The 19,534-nt window shown below is 61.6% G+C and carries 18 protein-coding genes; 11 read left to right on the forward strand and 7 right to left on the reverse strand.

Annotation, left to right across the window (positions count from 1 at the left end; translation table 11 throughout):
* Positions 1-49 precede the first annotated feature (49 nt).
* Positions 50-787: a hypothetical protein gene (locus B2V90_RS08275; RefSeq protein WP_293920863.1), complete on the reverse strand. Its 738-nt coding sequence runs from the start codon at positions 785-787 to the stop codon at positions 50-52.
* Positions 788-892: 105 nt separating this feature from the next.
* Here B2V90_RS08275 and B2V90_RS08280 point away from each other — a divergent pair, with 105 nt between their 5' ends.
* Positions 893-1,123 (forward strand): hypothetical protein, encoded by a 231-nt coding sequence (locus B2V90_RS08280; protein ID WP_228221170.1) that lies wholly within the window; start codon positions 893-895, stop codon positions 1,121-1,123.
* Between the two features lie 201 nt (positions 1,124-1,324).
* Here the strand turns inward: B2V90_RS08280 and B2V90_RS08285 are convergent, their stop codons facing one another.
* From B2V90_RS08285 to B2V90_RS08305, 5 genes are all read right to left on the reverse strand, one after another.
* Positions 1,325-2,899 carry a hypothetical protein gene (locus B2V90_RS08285; RefSeq protein WP_228221169.1) on the reverse strand — a complete coding sequence of 525 codons (1,575 nt, stop codon included), beginning with the start codon at positions 2,897-2,899 and terminating at the stop codon, positions 1,325-1,327.
* 502 nt (positions 2,900-3,401) lie between these two features.
* Entirely contained in the window at positions 3,402-3,845 is a 444-nt protein-coding gene (locus B2V90_RS08290; protein ID WP_228221167.1) for a hypothetical protein, read from the reverse strand.
* Complete coding sequence (locus B2V90_RS08295) at positions 3,842-4,003, reverse strand: hypothetical protein (protein WP_228221166.1); 162 nt, start codon at positions 4,001-4,003, stop codon at positions 3,842-3,844. The genes B2V90_RS08290 and B2V90_RS08295 overlap by 4 nt, the downstream gene beginning before the upstream one ends.
* Positions 4,004-4,288: 285 nt before the next feature.
* Positions 4,289-4,936 carry an HNH endonuclease gene (locus B2V90_RS08300; protein ID WP_228221165.1) on the reverse strand — a complete coding sequence of 216 codons (648 nt, stop codon included), beginning with the start codon at positions 4,934-4,936 and terminating at the stop codon, positions 4,289-4,291.
* Positions 4,936-6,063: an AAA family ATPase gene (locus B2V90_RS08305; RefSeq protein WP_228221164.1), complete on the reverse strand. Its 1,128-nt coding sequence runs from the start codon at positions 6,061-6,063 to the stop codon at positions 4,936-4,938. Before B2V90_RS08305 ends, B2V90_RS08300 begins: the two co-directional genes overlap by 1 nt.
* Positions 6,064-6,418: 355 nt before the next feature.
* On the opposite strand from B2V90_RS08305, the gene B2V90_RS08310 reads away from it, so the two are divergent.
* The 7 genes from B2V90_RS08310 (at position 6,419) to B2V90_RS08340 (ending at position 13,312) form a co-directional block, all read left to right on the forward strand.
* Positions 6,419-7,771 carry a DUF5623 domain-containing protein gene (locus B2V90_RS08310; RefSeq protein ID WP_293920867.1) on the forward strand — a complete coding sequence of 451 codons (1,353 nt, stop codon included), beginning with the start codon at positions 6,419-6,421 and terminating at the stop codon, positions 7,769-7,771.
* Between the two features lie 181 nt (positions 7,772-7,952).
* The gene (locus tag B2V90_RS08315; protein WP_228221162.1) at positions 7,953-8,957 is read left to right on the forward strand and encodes a nucleoid-associated protein; all 1,005 of its coding nucleotides are present in this window, start codon (positions 7,953-7,955) and stop codon (positions 8,955-8,957) included.
* The gene (locus B2V90_RS08320) at positions 8,950-10,134 is read left to right on the forward strand and encodes a hypothetical protein (RefSeq protein WP_228221161.1); all 1,185 of its coding nucleotides are present in this window, start codon (positions 8,950-8,952) and stop codon (positions 10,132-10,134) included. The genes B2V90_RS08315 and B2V90_RS08320 overlap by 8 nt, the downstream gene beginning before the upstream one ends.
* Before the next feature lie 245 nt (positions 10,135-10,379).
* Positions 10,380-10,769, forward strand: a complete 390-nt coding sequence (gene tnpA / locus B2V90_RS08325) for an IS66-like element accessory protein TnpA (protein ID WP_228221160.1) — start codon at positions 10,380-10,382, stop codon at positions 10,767-10,769.
* Complete coding sequence (tnpB, locus tag B2V90_RS08330) at positions 10,766-11,113, forward strand: IS66 family insertion sequence element accessory protein TnpB (protein ID WP_228221159.1); 348 nt, start codon at positions 10,766-10,768, stop codon at positions 11,111-11,113. The genes tnpA and tnpB overlap by 4 nt, the downstream gene beginning before the upstream one ends.
* 58 nt (positions 11,114-11,171) lie before the next feature.
* Positions 11,172-12,704, forward strand: a complete 1,533-nt coding sequence (tnpC, locus tag B2V90_RS08335) for an IS66 family transposase (protein ID WP_414711590.1) — start codon at positions 11,172-11,174, stop codon at positions 12,702-12,704.
* Positions 12,701-13,312 carry a plasmid pRiA4b ORF-3 family protein gene (locus B2V90_RS08340; protein ID WP_228221158.1) on the forward strand — a complete coding sequence of 204 codons (612 nt, stop codon included), beginning with the start codon at positions 12,701-12,703 and terminating at the stop codon, positions 13,310-13,312. Before tnpC ends, B2V90_RS08340 begins: the two co-directional genes overlap by 4 nt.
* Positions 13,313-13,580: 268 nt before the next feature.
* Here the strand turns inward: B2V90_RS08340 and B2V90_RS08345 are convergent, their stop codons facing one another.
* Entirely contained in the window at positions 13,581-14,474 is an 894-nt protein-coding gene (locus B2V90_RS08345) for a MucR family transcriptional regulator (protein WP_293920870.1), read from the reverse strand.
* A gap of 465 nt (positions 14,475-14,939) precedes the next feature.
* Between B2V90_RS08345 and B2V90_RS08350 the strand changes: the two genes are divergently transcribed.
* From B2V90_RS08350 to B2V90_RS08360, 3 genes are all read left to right on the forward strand, one after another.
* On the forward strand, positions 14,940-15,494 hold the full coding sequence (locus B2V90_RS08350) for an RNA polymerase sigma factor (RefSeq protein WP_228221157.1): 555 nt from the start codon (positions 14,940-14,942) through the stop codon (positions 15,492-15,494).
* On the forward strand, positions 15,484-16,485 hold the full coding sequence (locus B2V90_RS08355) for a FecR family protein (RefSeq protein WP_228221156.1): 1,002 nt from the start codon (positions 15,484-15,486) through the stop codon (positions 16,483-16,485). The genes B2V90_RS08350 and B2V90_RS08355 overlap by 11 nt, the downstream gene beginning before the upstream one ends.
* A 100-nt stretch (positions 16,486-16,585) precedes the next feature.
* Positions 16,586-19,534, forward strand: coding sequence for a TonB-dependent receptor (locus tag B2V90_RS08360; protein ID WP_293920872.1), 2,949 nt, complete (start codon positions 16,586-16,588; stop codon positions 19,532-19,534).

The following is a 19,534-nucleotide window of genomic DNA, read 5'->3' on the forward strand; positions in this document are numbered from 1 at the left end:
GGAAGCTCAACCATGCCGGTTCGAGTGCGAGATTCCATAGAGCCCCTTCTTAGAGAAGCTGAGGAATCGAATCGGCGCGATCGATCACATAACCAATCGTCTCCTTCGCCTCATTTGTGAGCGTGTGCCCCTCAAATTCATAGGCGAGCCCGTCCTTCAGGCGACCGACATGCCTGCCATGGGCAGGTAGCAGAGCCCCATCCATGCCCTCGAGCCTAACATAAATTGTCCGATCCACTTGCCGAACGGTGCCATGTCGCTTGAAGCCAGGACCGCGCTGGGCAGAAGGTATCCGCCACTCCACCTCATCATGCGCTATGACCGGCCGCACAGGGGTCGGTGCCTTTTTCGAGAGGCGTTGCGCCTCTGCAACCACGATGATCTGATCGACCTGTTTGACCGTGGTAATTTCGATGGGCTTGATCGTGAGGCCGCTGATGACGACGGCCTGCACCGTCTTGTTCGCGATAGCTTTGCGGTAGGCTTTGAGCAGATCGGTAAACAGCGCGCTGAATTCAGACGGGTCGCTCGCAAAGCCGAGGTGCACAATCTCGGCAAGGTGCGTCATGAAGGCGGGCAAAATGTCGGAACCTAGTTGCAGGAGGCCGGCGACTTCGGCTGCGTCCCTCAATCGCGCCCAATAGCTGCCAGTGCCGCTATCGACGATAACAAGGTCGCGAGCGCTCTCGCCATTTGCACGGCACCAAGCGCGGAACGCCTTGTTATGGGCCTTGAGCAGATCAGCTGCGACATTCGCGCTGATCGTTCCGCGGATCTCGACCAGCAATCCCGGTTCGCCGCGGGCATCCTCCAACGCGGTAAGCGCCACTCCGTCATCCCCCCAAATCTACTCGAAAAGTTCAATCTGACGCGATGCTAGGGAAATGACAATGTGAGGCAATACCGGCCGGCCAGTGGCGCGATCGACACTCATGCCACCTCCGCAGAGTCGGCGATCGCGCGTGGCCATGCCGATGCAGTCTCGTTCGGCCAGCCGTTCATCGCCAACCCGGATCGTTCGCAGCGCCTTTTTGAAAATGCGCCGCTCAATTCGACGGACAGGAATACCTTCTATGGCGGCGATGGCCGGGGATATGTCGATTATCCGACCCAGCAGTCATAGGTGGCTCACCGCAGAGGGCATCGGACCAACACAATATCTTGAAGGTCCAGGCTGTCGCGCATGTTCAGGGGCGTGGGCGTTGTCGGTCGTTCGACGTCGCTCACGCCCTTTGCCTTTCCCGCTATCTCGGTCGGCGCTGTCAGGTCGCCGATCTGGCGGTTCCCGTGGGCCCAATGCCTTGATCGCAGGGGCCACCGAGCGTCACGCACTATAGGTCAGACGCGGCGGGCTGTCGGCCTCGCCAGGCAAAGCGGTATCAGCGGACGCATCGGCTGCCAGCGCCTTTGGCACCGTGGCGAACGGATGCTCGATGAAGTGCTGGTTCATGGCGTCGGCAATGGCCTTTTCCTTCCCGTCGCGCGCAAGCGCGAGAACCGCTTTTCCATCCATCCACCCGATCGGGGCCTTTACCCGTCTTTCCCGCTCGGCCTCGAGCTTCGCCAGGGCATCGGGCGCGATCGAGCCGCTGGTCCAGATCTCGTATCGCTGTTCCGCCTCGCGCAGCGTATGGTGATGCGCATAGTGGGCGCGGAACACCGGGATCTTCGCGAGCCAGTCATCGACATCTTCGAGGCTCAATGTGCCACCCGGTCCCTTCCCTTTGCACTCGATCGCCGTCACGCGGCTATTGTGCGCCGTGATCGCCTGGACATCGATGTCTTTGCTCTTGCCGCTCTTTGGGTCCTTGGCCCTGATGCCCATGTCGATCGAAACGGCGTTCCTGCGCGCGAGATAGCCGGCCATCAGTTCGAACAGGATGCCGCGCAGGTTCCCATTGCGGCCTTCGATGTCGAAGAGATTGTCGAGCAGGAAGTTCAGCCGATCCGGGCTGGACGACGCGTAGCGCGCTGCGTCCTTGAGGACTTCGCATAATGAGGCGATCGCCGCCCCGACCTTTCTGCCGAACAGATCCTTTGGCGTGGCAAGCATCACGCCGGCGGCATGCCCGGCCGTCAGTGCCTCGCCCGTGAAACCCTCGGCGATGATGATCGCCAAAACCCCGACGTCCTTCAGCGTAGACTTGAGGACGCGTGCCTTTCGGATGAAATATTGGATCTCCTGGACCGTGAGAATGCCCTCGGCGAACGCATCGGCCACGACGAAGCCCGGCTTGGAGCCAGCCCCCTGCAATGGCAGGAGATAGCTCGGTCCGGCCAGGTCGAAGGCGAACGGGCCAATCGGTCGCAACTCGTCGTCGCCCCTGATCCGGATCGAATTGTAGCTGGCCATGCCGATCTTACGACACCATTCACGCACGCCATCCAAAGTGATCCGCTCGGTCAGGTCGCGCGCACGCATCACGGCGGACGTGCCATAGGCGAGAGACCCGGCAAGTTCGTAACAACGCCCGTCGTCGGCATCGTGCACTTCCTTGATGAAGCTCGCCGCGATCAGGCGCTTCGCGACTGCATCGACATGCAGTTGCCCCTTGCGCGGTGACACGGTCGCTCCGCTGATCACCGCAAACTGATCTGAGGGAAGACGGCCACCCCGAGCGATGAACCCATCAATCGCCGCCGCATAGACCGAGTTGGTCTCGCGCAGGTCGCGCAGGAAGTTCTGCCAGAAGCGCTCGCCGTTCCGATCTTTCGCCAGATAGAGAAAGGCTTCCCGCTTCGGCAGCAAAGCAACAGGGAAGCGCAGGACGGGCTTGGAAGCGCGCGACACACGTTGCCGGGCCGCGACCGGCGAGAGGCCAGACGCCACCAGAGCCTCCACGATCAGCGACGAGCGGGATGGACCGTGGTCGGAAAGGAACTGCGCAACAGTGGTCATTTCCGCATGTCACACTGCTTAATTTATTAATACAACTACCTTCAGACGAGGCGCGTCGCGCTTGTGTTTACAGTCTCAGTAATTTCAATAGGTTATAATGCATTTCCCAGCGGTATTTCGTCGGCTCATGTCACAAAGCCCCTAGATCAGCTATCTTCGCCGTGCTTTTGAACGCGGAAAATATGTCTCCGTCGACCTTCGTCACTCTGCCGATTCGGCATCCCCGGCTGACGATGTCGTGCGGTTGCGCGCCCAGCGTTCGCGGTGGAAGGACCAGCGCACCGTTCCCTCTCTGGCACCTGCGCAGGACTGACGCGCAGGCGCGCCGCATTTGGGGCAATCACGGCTCCACGCCCTTATCCTGGCTTCATACATCCGCCCGCTGGGATCTGGTCGCCAATCATCCGGTTCCGCAGCGCCAGCGGCGATATCGCGCTTTTGCTGCGCGATCTGTTCGATGCTCTTGCGGCGATGCCTGCGCTTTGGGCGGTCCATATCGCACTCAGTCGGGATCGGCCGCGAACGCCTTTTCCACGCGCTTGAAAAAGGCGGATCGGTTGAAGCTCAATTTCTGATTGAGCGGCATTTCGGCCGCGACCTTGAACATCGCGCCGCTAATCTCACTCTCTCCCGGATTGTCGGGTGCAGCCCTGATATAGGTCTGGGCATCGTCAAGTGCGGCCATTTCATTGAGCGCCATGATCCGCAGCAAAATGGGCTGAAGCTTTCCTTTGGGAAACTGATCGCGGATTGCAATTGCGGCTCGGTTGAGCGGGGTGTCGGTCAGTTCAATCCGCTGAACATCCCCGTCATCCATCCGGAGATTGACGCCCATACCCTTCACGCCCGACTGCGGTATCGCCCCGGTTGCGGCATTACCACCAACGGCATAAGCAAAGAGCAACTCGTCCACCGTAACCGTTTCGACATGAGGCAGTTTCGTCATTGCGCCAGGTTGCCCGCTCGATCATTCGCGACTGCACCGGCAATGATAGCCGGCCGATCTTCCAAGGCGTTTTTCAACTCAGCGGGCTGACGATCCATCTGTTCGCGCTCTTCCTGTTTCGATCCGGTCGAAGCTAATCGATCGCGCGAAAGCGTCAAATCAGTTCTTCGATATCCAAGCGCGAAATCCGTGGAGCAGCAGGGGATAAGTTTCGCGTCGGTGGGTATGTCCGTATTCGCACAATTACGGAATTTCCTACTTATGTAGCCTTCGGGCAAACGCGATGGGGCCGGGCCGCCTCGGGCCGCCTGACGGCGCCCCGATCCACGGATTGGCGCGGACACGCAAGTCCGTGCCAATCCGTGGATCAGTAAAGGCGCAATTGTGCAGGTCCGTGCCTGCACATCTCCTGAAGACCGGCATTACGGACCGTTATCGACGGCTCAATTCGCCTGACCGTGCAGCCGGGCCAAATCTCGGATCGCGTCCGCCACCGATCCGTCAGCCGCCTCCAGTCCCTGCGCCCGGTTGAAAGTGTCGATCTCCAATTCCTTCAGGCCAAAATATTCGTGGTGATAGTTGCCCTTGGCGCTTCCCGGCACGACCGTGAACTTAACCAGCACATCGCCGCTGGTCTGAACCGTCGTTCTGAGCAGATGATGGTCCCAGACGTCGAAATTGGGGTGGACGAGCCGGTAATTTGCGCCCGTGTCCGCTGGGCCTGCGCCCTGCGCATCGATCACAAAAGCCACGCAATCCTTCTTGAACTGCATGTTGCAGCGCTTGCACGAGACGGACAGGTTCCATGGCGCGAAGGTGAAGGGCTTATACAGGCTCTTGGGGAGGATATGCTCCCGGTCGATCATAAAATAGCCGCCGCCCTGAAGGATGGCGCGGCAATAGCAGCATTGCTGCTTGTGCCGCGCCATATGGTAGGAAAGGATACGCTGCTTGGCGCTCTTCATCGCGTCCTTGTGGGCGGCAGGCACCTTGTCCCATGGACTTTCCTCCAGCATCGCCGCAGCGATCGCGGCTTCCTCTTCGGCGCTGAATTTGAAATCGCTTAACGCAGGCAAATAGGCATCGACCATCAGGATACGCCGCTCCCGGCGCTGAGCTTCTTATCGAGGTCGTCCACCAGCTTCGAGACCGCCTCCAGAAACGCTTCCTGTTTCCGGTCGAAACTGGCCTCTTTCATAGCTGCGATAAGGTCAAGAACTTCCGCCTTCGTCGTATCGCCAGCCTCGAACCGCGAGACCGCGCCTACTAGCTCCTCGCTCACGAAATGGCTGACCGGCGTGACCACCTCGAACGCCTTCCACAGCATCTCCTCGATGCTGCCACCGGCCGCAGCGGTGTCAAGCTTGAGGAGCTTGGGGCGCGCATTCTCGACCTGAAAGACCGATATCATGCCCGGATTCTGGGCGATCGCTCCGGTCACGACGAGTGGCGCATGAGTGGCCACGACGATGGCGGCATCGCGATAGCGCAGGGTTGTCAGTACCGTGTCGATATATTCGCGCTGCCAGTTGGGGTGGAGACTGTTCTCCGGCTCGTCGACGATCACCACCCCATCGTCGATGACGTTAGCGACCAGGAAGATCATCGACGACATGAGTGACAGTTCGCCCGAACTTGCCCGGTGCAATTCGATCGTCCGACCGTCAACGTCGCGCTCCAGATAGACATCGATGCCGCGCACCACCCGGTCCCGGCGCAGATCGCGCTCGAACGACAGCAAAGCCTGCACATCATCCGCGCGGTAGGAAAAACGCGTACCGGAGGAAGCTGCATCGATCCAGAATATGTCCGAGAACGCTCCCCGCTCGATATTGTCGACGAGATTTCGATACACATCATTCTCGTAATAGACGGTGGACCGCTTACGGTCGCCGCGTTTGCCCGGCTTCACCCGGAAGCCGAACTGCGGCCTGTAATGGCAATATTCGAGCACGGATCCGATCTGGTAGAAGCGTGAGTCCATCTCGGCGAAGGTCATCTGGACGCAGCGTTTTATGATCGAGATCGGCGAATTGAAGCCTTTGCCCGCCGAGATGCGTTCGACGCCCCGCAAGCCGCTGAATCGATCATAGGCCGTGTTGGAGATGATGGCGACCTTGCGATAGTGTCGGTTGCGTTGCGCGAGGTCGAACAGGAACCTGCTCTTTCCCGCGCCGTTCGGTCCGACAAGGATCGCGACCCGCTCGTCCTTTCGCATACCCTCTTCAAGACCGAGTTCAGAATATAGCATCGCGCGTTGCCCCGCATTTCCGACGTCATCGGTTCATCACGGCATCGTGCCGAGAAATCAACCAGCAGCCACGCATGCCGACCGTTCGCGCAATGGAGCCGGCGCGCTCAATTTTCGACGCCGGTGCGATCTCGCCGAAACAAGGCTTGAAATAGCTCTGCCGACACGGCAATATCGACTTTGCTCTTGGTAGGAGCACGCTACCCGCCGTTGCGAAGCTGTTGACAGCACTACTCTATGACATTCGGTCTCGATCAACACATTGTTCGGACCTGTGAAGTGGTTGGCGGGTAACACTTCGTTGCAGGTCGGGAGAATGATGATGTTGAATCCTGATACCCGTCCCTCGTCCATCGAGGGCATCAAACGACTTGCAACCCAGATCAAAAAGACTGTGGGCATCCCGCATCATGAGGCGCTCGATCTTGCGTCGAGAGCGGCCTCATTTCAGAGTTTCCCGCTCGCCCACAAGGCATTGGTGCGGCCGGCGGAGGGCTATCCACGCTTCCAGCTCTTCCTCACATTCTACTGGACCGATCGCGAGACCTATCGGCGCGGCCGTGAAACGCTAGAAATCTGGCTGTCCCAGCCGCTGCTCGACCTGTGTAGCAAGGCCGAAATGAAGATGGTGAGCGGTCTTGCGAACATGCGTCTGGTCGCGCCCGATCATCTCGTGACGGACATGATGGGGCAGAGCCAGGAGTTCGCGCGAGGTCAAATCCTCAAATCGGTCCGCGCGCTGAGATTCATGGAGGCCACCGGCCTGCGCCCGTGCGACCATGAGCCGTCACGCAAAGCCAAGGCGTCGCTCTCCGAAGAGTTGCCGGATCACGACCACGACAGTGACTGGTATGATCCGGTCTCCGGTCACTATGTCATGATCGACGAGCCTTATAGCCGCCCGGTCGTTTCGAGCGAACGTGCAGCATGGGCACGCGTCAATGGCTGGCACATCGAAGCGGCGCGTTGGCCCGGTATCTATTTCCCCAACCGATGCGCCTTTTTCGTGGCGGCCAATGCCAATGCCGGTTTCGACTTCTCCGCGCTGATGGACCGGATCAACGCGATCCCGGTTATCACCGACAACTGGTTCGGCATCTCGGCGCGTGGCCACGCGCTATTCGTCAGTCCGGCAGCGCAAACGCCGCAGGACCGCCGCCGCGCCAAGGCGAAGGCGCTGGTCGTGGCCCGTCCATCGAAGACGACCACGCCTTATTTTGGCATGTGGGGACATGCGAAGCGCCGACCCAACGGCACGCCAGGCCTGGAGGCGCATCAGGTCATGGGGCGGATGATCAAGGCCGTGCTGCATTCCCGGCACAAACCATGGGCGGTAAACAGGCGGATGGACAAGGTCCGCTCGACGCTTGAGGACTGGCTGAACTATGAGCTGGAGCAAGGCGATCTCGACGGGCCGGAATTCTTCGACGTCTACTATAATGACCTGCTGGATGGCGACCCCTTCGAGTTGCTCGCGCAATCGAGCGAAGGCGTCGCCTATCTGTTGCTTGAGCTGAAGCGCAAGCTGGAGTCAGTCTATCCCATATGCGCACCGCGCGCGGCGATGATGTCCAGGATCGACGTGTCAGTGCGAATTGTCTGCGATGACTTCGCGCACGAAAGCCCTTCGTTTAGGGGTGACCCCAGTCTTCGGCGTGACGAACGCACAGGGTAGCTTAGTCGCTGGTCGAGCTGCTAAGACGCGTCCCGCCGCGACGGGTATTTCGACTCCCTCATGAGCTTCAGGGCTATATGAAACCATTGCCCGTCACAACGCTCAGTTGCTATGATGTTCCGTGCCCGTTGCCGCAGATCTAGGAGGATCGAGCGCCGGGCGCTGAGGGGGGATCGAAACGTTGAACGAGATCGTAGCACTTGCCATACATGACCTCGATCGCCGCGATGGCGTCTATAAGGTCCAAGCCGCCGACAAGCAGCTTAATGTCACGCCGACGACGCAGCGGCTGATCGACGAACTGTACGACCTTTACAACCGTCGGGCGTCGAAGTCGCACGGCAAGTTCACGACTGCGGAGGGTTATCCGACGCAGGCGCAGGTGCGCGACTACGTGGCGGATCCGCAGAAGGATTTCCTGAGCCTCACATCGCGGATGATGGAGACGCTGCGCAATCAGGCGCAGGCGCGGTCTGCGTCGACTGGCGGGCACGTCCTGTTCGCGCACTTCCGTCGCGAAACGCGCGACTATCTGCTCGTCGCCATCATCACCGACAAGCTCAGCGCCGCGCTGACCTCGCAGCGCGACGTGCAGGACGTGCGGCATCTAGACTTGGACGGCTTCCGCTTCGCGGGGCGCATCAACTTGACAGCCTGGTCGAACGGCGAGGAACGCTACATCAGCTTTCTCAAGGGAAAGGGCGATGTGTCGGCGTATTTCCAGCACTTCCTCGGCTGCGATTCCGTCGTTCAGGATCGGGTGGACACGTCGAACCTCGTCACTGCACTGAAGGAGTTCGTGGCCGAGACCAAGATGCCCGAGAAGGAGGGCAACGAGTTTCTCGGCAAGGCCAAGGCGATCTGCGAGCGCGCGTCCCGCGCGCGTGAGGAAATCGAGTTCGACGCGCTCGCGAATGAGCTGATGCCGAAGGATCCCAAGAAACTGGCCGACCATCTCGCCCACACCGATCGGGGGTTGAGCGACCGGTTCGTCCCGGACCGGCGCGCTCTCGCATCGCTCGTGCGGTTCCGGGGTGGCACGAAGCAGTGGAAGGTCGAGTTCGACCGCGACGCGGTCAGTAACCGCTCGGTGATCTACGACGCCGGCGCGAACACGCTCACGCTGACGGGGCTGCCCGACGACCTCGTCGAGCAGCTGAAGTCCGAAGGCCTCGGCAATGGCTGACGTCGGCTTCGCCGACCTCGTCGAGATATACAGACGCACGCGCTTCGATGGGAACGGCGGCGGCATACTAACCGTGGCCAACTCGGGGATCGCCGCGATCTTGCGTTCGATCGAGGCGGACCAGTCCCTGTATGATCTGACGCAGGTCAGCCTGGTCGAGCCGGGCGAGCCGGTGGTCGGCTCGCAGGTCGCCATCAACGTGGCCCCGCCGAACCTCAAGCTGGGCATACTCGCCGACACGTTTGAGAAGTTGTTCTTGGCGCCGGACGCGGCGTTCGCGGAGCCGGTCAGCTACTTCGTTATCGACTGCAGCTATGCCAGCGGCGATGCCCCGGCGCCTCCGTTACTCCTCGCCTATCGTGCAATGCTGACCGTCACCGCGCAACTCAAGGAGGCCGCTTCCTATGTGATCGAGCTTCAGCGCGAGCTCGTGTTCATCGGCACCGAGAGCGTGGTCGTGCCGATCAGGTTCAGGGAGGCGGATCTCACGCCTTCCCTGATAGGCGCAGCAGGTCGGCTTGAGACCTTGTTCGCTGACCCGCTCCACGCCCAGGAGAAAGCTGAACTGCTGGGGGCAGCCGTGATCGAGCTGGCGGGCGGTCAGCGGATCGATCGCCGCTTCCAGTTCATCGTCTCGAACCTGGAGCGTGTCTGCGACGAGGTCGAGAAGGGTTACCGTCTCTTCGTGTCGAGCTTCTCGTATTCGAAGATCCGGAAGGAGATCGAGACCGCGCGGCTCGACTACATCAACAAGATCCACAAGACGATCGTGGACATACAAGGGCAGCTGCTGGGCATTCCCGTCGCAACGATCGTCGTCGCATCGCAGCTGAAGCTCTCAAAGGGCTGCGGTACCGAGTTCTGGACGAATTGCGCCGTGCTGCTCGGAGCGTGGATATTCATCGGCTTGCTTTGGCTGGCTGTCAGGAACCAGTGGCACACGCTGTCGATGCTGGCCGGAGAGATTACGGGACAACGGGTCAGGCTCGGCGACGATTACGCAACCCTGAGCGGCGATTTCGTCGACGTCTTCGACGATCTCGACGCGAGGATAAAATGGCACCGCCAGGTGCTGGTCGGGGTAAGCGGGCTGGCGCTCGCCGGCGCCGTGCTAGCGACTGTCGGCTTCCTCATGCTGACGGAGAGCGGTTCGGCACGTTGCCTTGTCGGTGGCTGAACGAGCCGCAGAAAGGTCGGCGGATCAGAACAGCTTGTTGAAGGCGGCAGGCGAGCTGTCGAGCAGCCGACGTAGCATCTGGATCGCGTAGAACATGTCCAGTGACGCCTGAGCCGGGAGTAACCGTGGTCTGGTGGCCGCCTTGCGCGGCGCGTGTGCGATAGGCTGATTGCCGCTCTTTTTCGGGAGCGGTGATGTCGGACGATAGCGAGGCGGATGGAGCGAGCAGTCATACGAGCGGTCGTATGAGCACTCGGATCGAGGTTGTTGGCCGGGTATCTGGCCGGCGGCGCTGGACGGTGGAGCAGAAGCTGGCGATCCTGCGCGACGCCTTTGGTTCGGATGGATCGGTTCGCGATGCCTGCGAGCGTCATGAGGTTGGCAGCGGCCAGATTTACACATGGCGTCGGCAAGCGATGTCGGGTGAGTTGACCGGGATACAGCCGCCGACGCTGCCCTCATTTGCAGAAGTTGAGGTGGTCGCGCCGCGGGCGCCGTCCATGCTGCCAGCAGAACCTGTGCCCCACTGTGGCCAGATCGGGATCGAGTTGCCGTCAGGTGTCCGTCTGACCGTGGATGCGGCGGTCGACGGCGACGCGCTGGCCCGTGTGCTCACGGCCCTGGCTGCCAGATGATCCCTTTGCCATCATCAACCCGGATATTCCTGGCCTGCGGCGCGACCGATATGCGCAAGGGGTTCGACGGACTGGCGGTGATGGCGCAGCAGGTTCTTGAGCAGAGCCCGCATTCGGGTGCGCTGTTCGCCTTTCGCGGTAAGCGCGGCGATCTGGTCAAGCTGCTCTGGTATGATGGTCAGGGCCTGTGCCTGTTCTCCAAGCGGATGGACCGGGGCAAGTTCGTCTGGCCGACGACCAAGATGGGCAAGGTGACCCTCAGCGCGGCCCAGTTGTCGATGCTGCTGGAGGGGATTGACTGGCGCCGCCCGGAGCGGACGGCAGCGCCATTGCTGGCCGGATAAGCGGCAGATTACCGCTGTTTTTGTGGTGCAAGGCGGCGCTTTATGCTAGCAGTTCGCCGTGTCGGACGCTGCTTCTCCAACCCTCGACAAGGACGCCCGGATCGCCGAGCTGGAAGCGGCCTTGGCGGCGCGCGACAGCCTCATTGCGATGCTGCGCGTCCAGCTTGCCCAGCTTCGCCGCATGACCTTCGGCCAGTCGTCCGAGAAGCTGTCCCTGCAAATCGAGCAGCTGGAACTAGCGCTGGAAGAGTTGGAGGGCGAAGCCGAGCTTGCCGACGTCCGCCAGCCCTGCGTCGACCGGGGTGACCGGCCCACACCGATCAGGTCGTTGCCGACGCATTTGCCGCGCGAGGAGCATCGGATCGAACCGGCGGCCGGCACCTGCACCTGTCCCGATTGCGGTGGCGCGCTGCGCCCGCTCGGCGAGGATAGCGACGAGATGCTCGATGTGCTGCCCGTGCAATGGCGCGTCATGCGCACCGTGCGCCCCAAGTATAGCTGCCGGACCTGCGAGAAGATCGTCCAGGCGCCGGCACCGCCCAAGGCGATTGCGCGCGTCAAGGCGAGTTTCGCCACGCTGGCGCATGTGGTGGTGAACAAGTTCGATCATCATCTGCCGCTCTACCGCCAGGCCGAGATGATGGCCGCACAGGGGATTGAGATCGATCGCTCGACGCTCGCCGGTTGGGCGGGACAGGCTGCCGCGCTGCTCGATCCCATCGTTGCCCGCATCCGCGAGGAAGGGCTCAGGGCCGACAAGCTCCATGCCGACGATACGCCGGTCCCGATGCTCCACCCCGGTAGGGGTAGAACGGCCACGGCACGGTTGTGGACCTATGTCGTCGATGACCGGGCCTCGGGAGCCGCCGGCCCGGCGCTGGTCTGGTACAAGTTCACGCCCGACCGCAGCGGCATCCATCCGCAGACCGAGCTCAAGAGCTTCACTGGCCTGCTGCAAGCCGACGGCTATGCCGGCTACGACAAGCTCTACGAGGGCGGCAGGGTAAGGGAAGTCGCCTGCTGGGCGCATTTCCGGCGCAAGATATTCGAGAACCACGCCACCAGCCCGACGCCGCTGACCACGGATCTGCTGGAGCGGATCGCACAGCTTTACGCCCGAGAGGCCGATATTCGAGGGCAACCGCCCGATCTCCGGCGCCAGCATCGGCAACGGCACAGCAAGCCGCTGATCGATGACCTGCGCACAGCCATCGACGACGCGCTGCGCCGCCTGTCGCCCAAGTCGGCCATGGCCAAGGCCCTCGTCTATGGCCGCAAGCGCTGGACGGCGCTGACCCGCTTCCTCGACGATGGCCGCGCCGAGATCGACAACAACATCGCGGAACGTGCGATCCGCTCCATTGCGATCGGCCGCAAGAACTGGCTGTTCGCCGGCTCAAAGGCCGGGGGCGAGCGCGCCGCCGCCCTCTATTCCGTCATCGAGACGTGCAAGCTCAATGGCGTGGAGCCGCAGGCCTATATCGCCGATGTCATCGCCAGGATCGCCAGCGACTGGCCAGCCTCGCGTTGGGACGAACTCATGCCCTGGAACTGGACAGCCGCAAGCTCGCCCCTATGCATGGCAGCATGACCGACCAGATCGCGCGGATTCGCGTCAGCCTCATCGATACCGAGCCCGAGATTTGGCGAAGGGTCGATGTGCCTCTCGAAGCCAGCCTCAAAATGCTCCACGACGTCATCCAGGGCGCCATGGGCTGGATGGATTATCATCTCTGGGAGTTCGAAGCCGGCGACAAGCGCTATGGCCTGCCGCACAAGGAATGGCCGGACGAAAGCTTGTCCGCAGCAAAGACCGTCAAGCTCAAGACCTTGCTCGATCGCGGCGTTCGCCAGTTCCTTTATACCTACGACATGGGCGACAACTGGGAGCACCTCATCATCGTCGAAGCTGTCGAGGACGGTCAGCCGGGCATAAAATATCCGCGCTATGTCGAGGGCGAACGACGCGCTCCGCCCGAAGATGTCGGCGGCACGCCCGGGTTCGAGAATTTCCTCGAAGCCATCGCCAACCCCAAACATCCCGAGCATGCCGAAGCCACGGAATGGCACCTCGGCTGCTATGGCCACGCCTTCGACCCCGCCAGCTTCGATGAACCCACGGCAAAACTCCGCATCGGCGACATCGCCAAACGCCGCGCCGCCGGCAAGGTTGCCTTCGCCAAACGAAAATCAGCCTGACAAGACGGCTCCCACGCCACGCTTACAGCCGGGAAAACGATCACCTTGTAGTTCGGCACCCGTCGTATCCAGCGTAAACGTCACGAGCTCCACGCCGTGAACGGTGCGGAGCGCTTTCAGCCGGCTGGTCGACAGCTGCCGGAAAAGCGGAACGTCTGCTGCTGGGGATCGAAAATCGGGCGCTGAGTGTCCGACAAGGGTCGATCATTCCCAAATGCTGTAGCACTCGCGAGAGGGCGCGACGCCACGCGCGCCGCACCCTCAATCTTCACGATTTGGTGGCCGCAGCCTCAGTCGAATCGCCTTCAGCCTTGAGATGCGCGGAAGCTGCGTTCATGGCCGACTTCAACGACTTTGGCTTGCCGGATGGCTTCGGCTTCACCGCATCGGCAGCCACGCTCTTCCGAGGCGCATCTTTCGTTTTTGCAGGGGTGGTTTCAACCGACCCCAGACCAGCCTGCTGCTCAGCAACTGCCTTGGCCGCCGGAGCCGGCTTTGCATCCGTCGGCGCCGCGATCGACAATCGCTTGCGAGATGCTTTTGCAGCTGCCGCGGAATTCTTCGCTTCCGGCTTCGCCGGACTGGGCCCTGCTGCCATCTTCGCCGGGCTTGAAGCCGACTTGACCTTGCTCGCTTTGCCTTGCCCAGCGTCAGCCGGAGCGTTTTCAGATGTGGGCGCGACGCCGGGCACGGCAGCCTCGACTGCGGAGACAGGTTTCTTCCGGGCTACGCTCTCATCAGGTTTCGCGGCAGCGGCCGCTGGTCTCCTACCAAGCCCCAGCTTTTCAGCGACGGCGCGGCGTGCTTCGGAATAAGCGGGCGCCACCATTGGATAGGATTTGGGGAGCTTGTACCGTTCGCGATACTGCTCCGGCGTCAAACCATGCTGCGCCAGATGCCGCTTCAAAGTCTTGTAGGGCTTCCCGTCGATCAGGCTCAAAATGAAATCAGCAGATGCGAGACTTTTGCGCACCGAGATGGCAGGCGTGAAGGTCGGCGCCTGCTGCTCCGGTATGTTGGAGGCCGGACTTTCCGCCAAGGCAGCCCGCGTCGACTTGATCAGTTCCGCCAGACTATCGCTCGGCACGCTATTGTTGGAGACGAAGGCGCTCAACAGCTGGACGGTGAGGGTAGTGAATTCATTCGGTGTATCATCGGCCATCTTTGCGAACCCTGGTGCTGGAGAAGGACAACCCGTCTACTGCGGCCACCTGCAGAAAATGTAAATGCCGTGACGAGATCAGACCGTTCAAATTCAATGTAACCGCCGGTCGAGCGTGGTCGAACCAAGATTGGAATTCCGAACCGTTGAACCTCGATTGACCGATCACAGAATTCGACCAGCTCAACGACTTGAAATCGGCTTGCACACAATGCATCATCCATCGGCCGGTCGGAAAATGCTGACAGCCTTCCGGTAGGATTTCCCTGTCAGGCATCAATACGTCCGCCCTGCGCGCCGGACGGTCGGAACGGATGCGCCAGCATCGTTCCAGACACACCTAGCCCCTTCACCCCCGATTTTCGGGGCGTTGATGCTGTCGGCCGCATGGCCAGGTGTTTCGTGTCCCGTTCCTCCCCCGCCTCCATCCCAGACGAGCGCTATTGCGCCGACCAGCCCGAGAGCATGCGCGAGCGCACGAGGGTCGTCATTCCGTTGACGGATGGAGAAATGGACGCGTCCGTTCTCGCGCAGACATACCGCGCGCAAGCACCGAGCCTGCTGCGCTACTTCAAGCGCAAGACCAGAAATATCGACGATGCAACCGACCTGATGCAGGAAGCTTTTGCCAGGCTGATCGCCCAGATGCGGAAAACTCCCCTCGCCCACCCCGCATCCTACCTCCAGCGCATAGCGCGCAACCTCCTTGTCGATCGCATTCGCCTGTCTAAGCGGGAGGAAGCCGCTCTTGGCTGGCGGACGGCGGAAGCTTTCGAGGTCAGCGTCGCGCCGGAACAAGCTCTGGCCATCGAAGGCGAAGATGCGCTGCGGCTGTACCGCCAGGCTGTGGATGCCCTTCCCCAGAAAACCCGTCAGGTCTTTATCATGCAGCGCGCGCAGGGCATGACCTACAAACAGATAGCCGAGCAACTTGGCATCTCAATCCCGACGGTCCAATATCATTTCGGGCGCGCGCTCGCGCAAATTGCTCAGGCTTTGGATGGTGACGATGTCCGATAAGCCTTCAGCCGTGCTGCGCGAGGAAGCAGCCGCTTGGTTCGCGGCCATGCGTGGACCTGCCGCGCAGGACCGGAAAATCGAGTTCGAAGCCTGGCTAGCCGCCAGCTCGGCAAACCGCGCCGCTTATGCCCGAATTGGCGAGATCTACAGCCTTGGCAAGGGAATGGAATTTGATCTCGGTCCGGTACCTCCGGACCGCCGCTATCGGGCGCGGCGGCTGACCGCTACGGTGGCGGTATTGTGCCTCCTTGTCGGCTCCATCGCCTGGTTCATCGCAAAACCTGTCGATCCCGGTCAGGATTCCCAAGAGCCCCTTCCCATGGCGCAGGCCGGTGATCACGCCAATATGGTCCAGACCGAGATCGGCGAAATCCGTCGTATCGCCCTGGCTGACGGCTCGACGCTCACCCTCGACACGAACAGCCGCGTCACGATCGCCTTCACGCCGACCTCCAGGATATTGCATCTCCAACAGGGGAAAGCGCGCTTCGACGTCGCGCACGAAAGCCGTCCCTTCCAGGTCATGGCCGGAACCATGACGGTCACCGCGCACGGCACCATTTTCGATGTGAGCGCGCTCCCCAACGATCGCTATCATGTCCATCTGCTGCGCGGTTCCATCGAGGTCAGCGAGGCCAATCGGACGGGGGCCATCCGCCCAGTGGCGAAAATGCTGTCTCCAGGCGAGGCTGCGGAGACCGGCCCGGCGGGACTGCATCTGGTCGGCCATGCCGCGACCGAGCCCGCCTGCGACGACTGGCCGGCCGCCTTGCGCACATTCGACAGGATTGCGGTGGGAGATCTGATCACGGAAGCGAACAGATATTCCCGTACGAAGATCCGCATCGCTGATGCCGATGTCGCGGCATTGAACGCATCGGGTACGTTCAGGATCGACGACACCCGGCGCCTCGCAAGCAATCTTGCTGTCCTTCTCGATCTTCGCGTCCGGGACGAGGCGGACGGCTCGATCAGCATCGTCAGCCAATAAATTTTCGGCCCGATCGCCGCCGTCTCATAAATCGGCCAAATCGACCGTGGTCCCCGTCATGCGCCCACAAGGGCGCGCGACATGAACAGGGGGACTTTACGTGCGACAGATTTTTCATGGCCTCGCGTCATCCATGGTCAGCATCGCCGCCGTCGCGGCGGCGAGCTATGCCCCTATCGCCATCTCGCAAACCGACGAAAAGTCCGACCTCCATATAGACGCCCAGGATCTGGCGGCCTCGCTTCAGGCGCTGGCGACCGCAACCGGACGGGAGATCCTGTTCCGGTCGGAGTCTGTCGCCGGCAAGAGGGCGACCGCCCTTGAGGGGCGCTTCTCGCCCGCCGAAGCATTGACCATCCTTCTCAAGGAGAGCGGCCTTCACTATCGCGAAAACGGGAAGAGTTTCGTGATCGTGGGGCGATCGGAAGCATCGACGGCGCTAGGTGACGGGGCTGACGATGCAAACACCCTCTTCGTCACGGGCTCACGCATTCGTGGAGCGGATGCGCCTGGATCGAGCGTCATTCGTATCGATCGAAAGGCAATCGGCGAAAGCGGCTATGCATCCGCGCAGCAAATCCTTCAGTCGATCCCCCAAGCCTATGGCGGCGGCGCGAACGAGACGACCAGTGGCGCGACCGGCGCCAGTGGCGCGAACCTCAATTCCTCCTATGGATCCTCGATCAATCTGCGCGGCCTTGGCCCCGCCTCGACGCTCGTTCTGCTGAACGGCAATCGCCCGGCGCTTGGCGGTTCGGGCGGCGTGTTCGCCGATATCTCGATGCTGCCGGTCAGCGCGATCGAACGGATCGAGGTCCTGCCCGACGGCGCGTCGGCCATCTATGGATCGGACGCCGTGGCGGGCGTCGTCAATCTCATCACCCGCAGGGATTACGAGGGGGCCGAGACCGCGCTGCGCTACGGCACGGCGGACGGCGATTTCTCGGAAATTCAGGCCAGCCAGATCGTCGGCACGAAATGGCGCTCAGGCCGCGCTGTCCTTGCCGTCGAATATTATCGGCGCGGCAGTCTTGCCGCTTCGGACCGGGACTATGCGACACAGGATCTGCGCCGCTGGGGCGGTAGCGACTATCGCGCCCAGTTCGCCAACCCGGGCAACATCGTGGCGGGCGGACAGACCTATGCAATCCCCGCGGGTCAGGATGGTACGTCGCTTGTCGCTTCCGATCTTGTCACCGGCACGCTCAACCGGCACGACGGATGGGAGCAAGCCGACCTCCTGCCCCGCCAGACCCGCTATTCCGCCTATGGCCGGGTCGAACAGGATGTCACGGACCGACTGACCGTCGATGTCGAGGGCCTGTACGCGCGGCGGACTTTCTCCCGGCGCGTCAATCCGGCGGGCTATCAGTCCTCCGTCACGATCACGCCCGACAATCCCTATTATGTCGACCCGATCGGAACGGGCCGGGCGATCAGCGTGCGCTATGACTTCACCGATGAACTTGGGCCGCGCACCGATCAGGGCAAGGTCGAAGGGCTGGGCTTCAATGCCGGCGGCACGCTCAGGCTTGGCGGCTGGTCGATCGACCTTCGTGGCACCTATGGCCGGCAGACCGAGAATTTCGGGACGATCAACCTTCCCAATACCGCCCGGCTGGTGGTGGCCGGGGCGAGCAGCGATCCGGCAATCGCCCTCAACCTGTTCGGGGATGGCCAGAATAACAGCGCTTCGGTGCTCGACTATATTCGGGGATCGACGCAGTCGCGGTTCCGGTCGACCATCTGGTCGGGTGCGGTGCGGGGCGATGGTCCGCTGATCGATCTTCCCGGCGGCCAAGCGCGTCTCGCCCTGGGCGCAGAGCATCGCGACGAGCGCTTCACATCGCGCACCCTGTCCGATCAGAGCCGGCTTGAACCATTTATTTCAACGTCCGGGACGCAGGGCGCTCGCAATATCGAGGCCGTCTACGGGGAATTCTTCGTTCCGATCATCGGGGAGGAGAACACCCTGCCTGCGATCCAGTCGCTCAGCGTCTCCTCGGCTGTCAGGCACGAGAAATATAATGACTTCGGCACGACCACGAACCCCAAATTCGGGCTATCCTGGAAGCCCGTCACAGGGCTTGAGTTCAAGGGCAGCTTCGGCACCTCCTTCCGGGCGCCGGGCTTTGTCGAACTGCGCCAGACCCCGGATTCCGATGTTTTCTTCATCTATCCCGTCAGCGACCCGCTCTCACCCACCGGCACCAGCAACGTCATGTATTATCGCGGCAACAAGACCGGCATGCAGCCCGAGAAGGCCCGCACCTTTACGCTGGGTTTCGTGCTCGAGCCGGAAATGCTTCCCGGGCTGCGCCTCGCGTCCACCTATTTCGATATCCGCTACAAGGACCAGATCGTCGATCTTACCTCGGCCTTGCTCCAGATGCTGAACAATCGCGCAACCTATGCCGCGCTCATCAACGACAATCCGTCGCTCGAGATGCTGCAAAACTATATCAACTCACCCAACTTCATTGACTATTTCGGCCTCGAGGCCGCCGATGTCGATATATTCATCGACGCGCGGACGCAAAATCTCGCCGTGACCCGGCAGAAGGGAATCGATTTCGAGGCCCAATACCGCTTCCCGGCGGGCGGCGGTGAAGCGCGGTTCGGGTTCGACGGTACCTATCTTTTCCGCTTCACGCGCGCGGCGAGCGCATTGGCGCCTGCCATCGACATATTGAACAGCATCAACAATCCGGTTGACCTTCGCCTGCGCGGCCATGGCGGCTGGACGTCGGGTTCCTTTTCGGCGCTCGCCAGCGTCAATTATGTGTGCGGCTATGAAAATACCATCGTCAGCCCGGCCGAGCATGTCGACGCGTGGACGACGGTCGATGCGCAGATCGGCTACCGCTTCGAGGCCAAGGGAGGCGCGCTGCACGGGGTCAGCCTCGCGCTCAGCGCGACCAATCTGTTCGACAAGGATCCGCCCTATGCCGCCTTCTCGTTCAACGGCATCACCGCTGTCGGCTACGATCCGCAAAATGCCAGTCCACTGGGCAGGGTTGTCTCTCTCCAGTTGACCAAGGCCTGGTGA

Source organism: Sphingobium sp. UBA5915, assembly GCF_002431195.1.
GTDB classification, from domain to species: Bacteria; Pseudomonadota; Alphaproteobacteria; order Sphingomonadales; family Sphingomonadaceae; genus Sphingobium; species Sphingobium soli.

Bases quoted from the DNA above. Each gene is read 5' to 3' on its own strand.
- B2V90_RS08350 (WP_228221157.1), top strand. From the start codon at position 14,940: ATGCGCGAGCGCACGAGGGTCGTCATTCCGTTGACGGATGGAGAAATG.
- B2V90_RS08345 (WP_293920870.1), bottom strand. From the start codon at position 14,474: ATGGCCGATGATACACCGAATGAATTCACTACCCTCACCGTCCAGCTG.
- B2V90_RS08305 (WP_228221164.1), bottom strand. From the start codon at position 6,063: ATGCGAAAGGACGAGCGGGTCGCGATCCTTGTCGGACCGAACGGCGCG.
- B2V90_RS08320 (WP_228221161.1), top strand. From the start codon at position 8,950: ATGGCTGACGTCGGCTTCGCCGACCTCGTCGAGATATACAGACGCACG.
- B2V90_RS08290 (WP_228221167.1), bottom strand. From the start codon at position 3,845: ATGACGAAACTGCCTCATGTCGAAACGGTTACGGTGGACGAGTTGCTC.
- tnpB (WP_228221159.1), top strand. From the start codon at position 10,766: ATGATCCCTTTGCCATCATCAACCCGGATATTCCTGGCCTGCGGCGCG.
- B2V90_RS08300 (WP_228221165.1), bottom strand. From the start codon at position 4,936: ATGGTCGATGCCTATTTGCCTGCGTTAAGCGATTTCAAATTCAGCGCC.
- B2V90_RS08285 (WP_228221169.1), bottom strand. From the start codon at position 2,899: ATGACCACTGTTGCGCAGTTCCTTTCCGACCACGGTCCATCCCGCTCG.
- B2V90_RS08355 (WP_228221156.1), top strand. From the start codon at position 15,484: ATGTCCGATAAGCCTTCAGCCGTGCTGCGCGAGGAAGCAGCCGCTTGG.
- B2V90_RS08310 (WP_293920867.1), top strand. From the start codon at position 6,419: ATGTTGAATCCTGATACCCGTCCCTCGTCCATCGAGGGCATCAAACGA.
- tnpA (WP_228221160.1), top strand. From the start codon at position 10,380: ATGAGCACTCGGATCGAGGTTGTTGGCCGGGTATCTGGCCGGCGGCGC.
- B2V90_RS08340 (WP_228221158.1), top strand. From the start codon at position 12,701: ATGACCGACCAGATCGCGCGGATTCGCGTCAGCCTCATCGATACCGAG.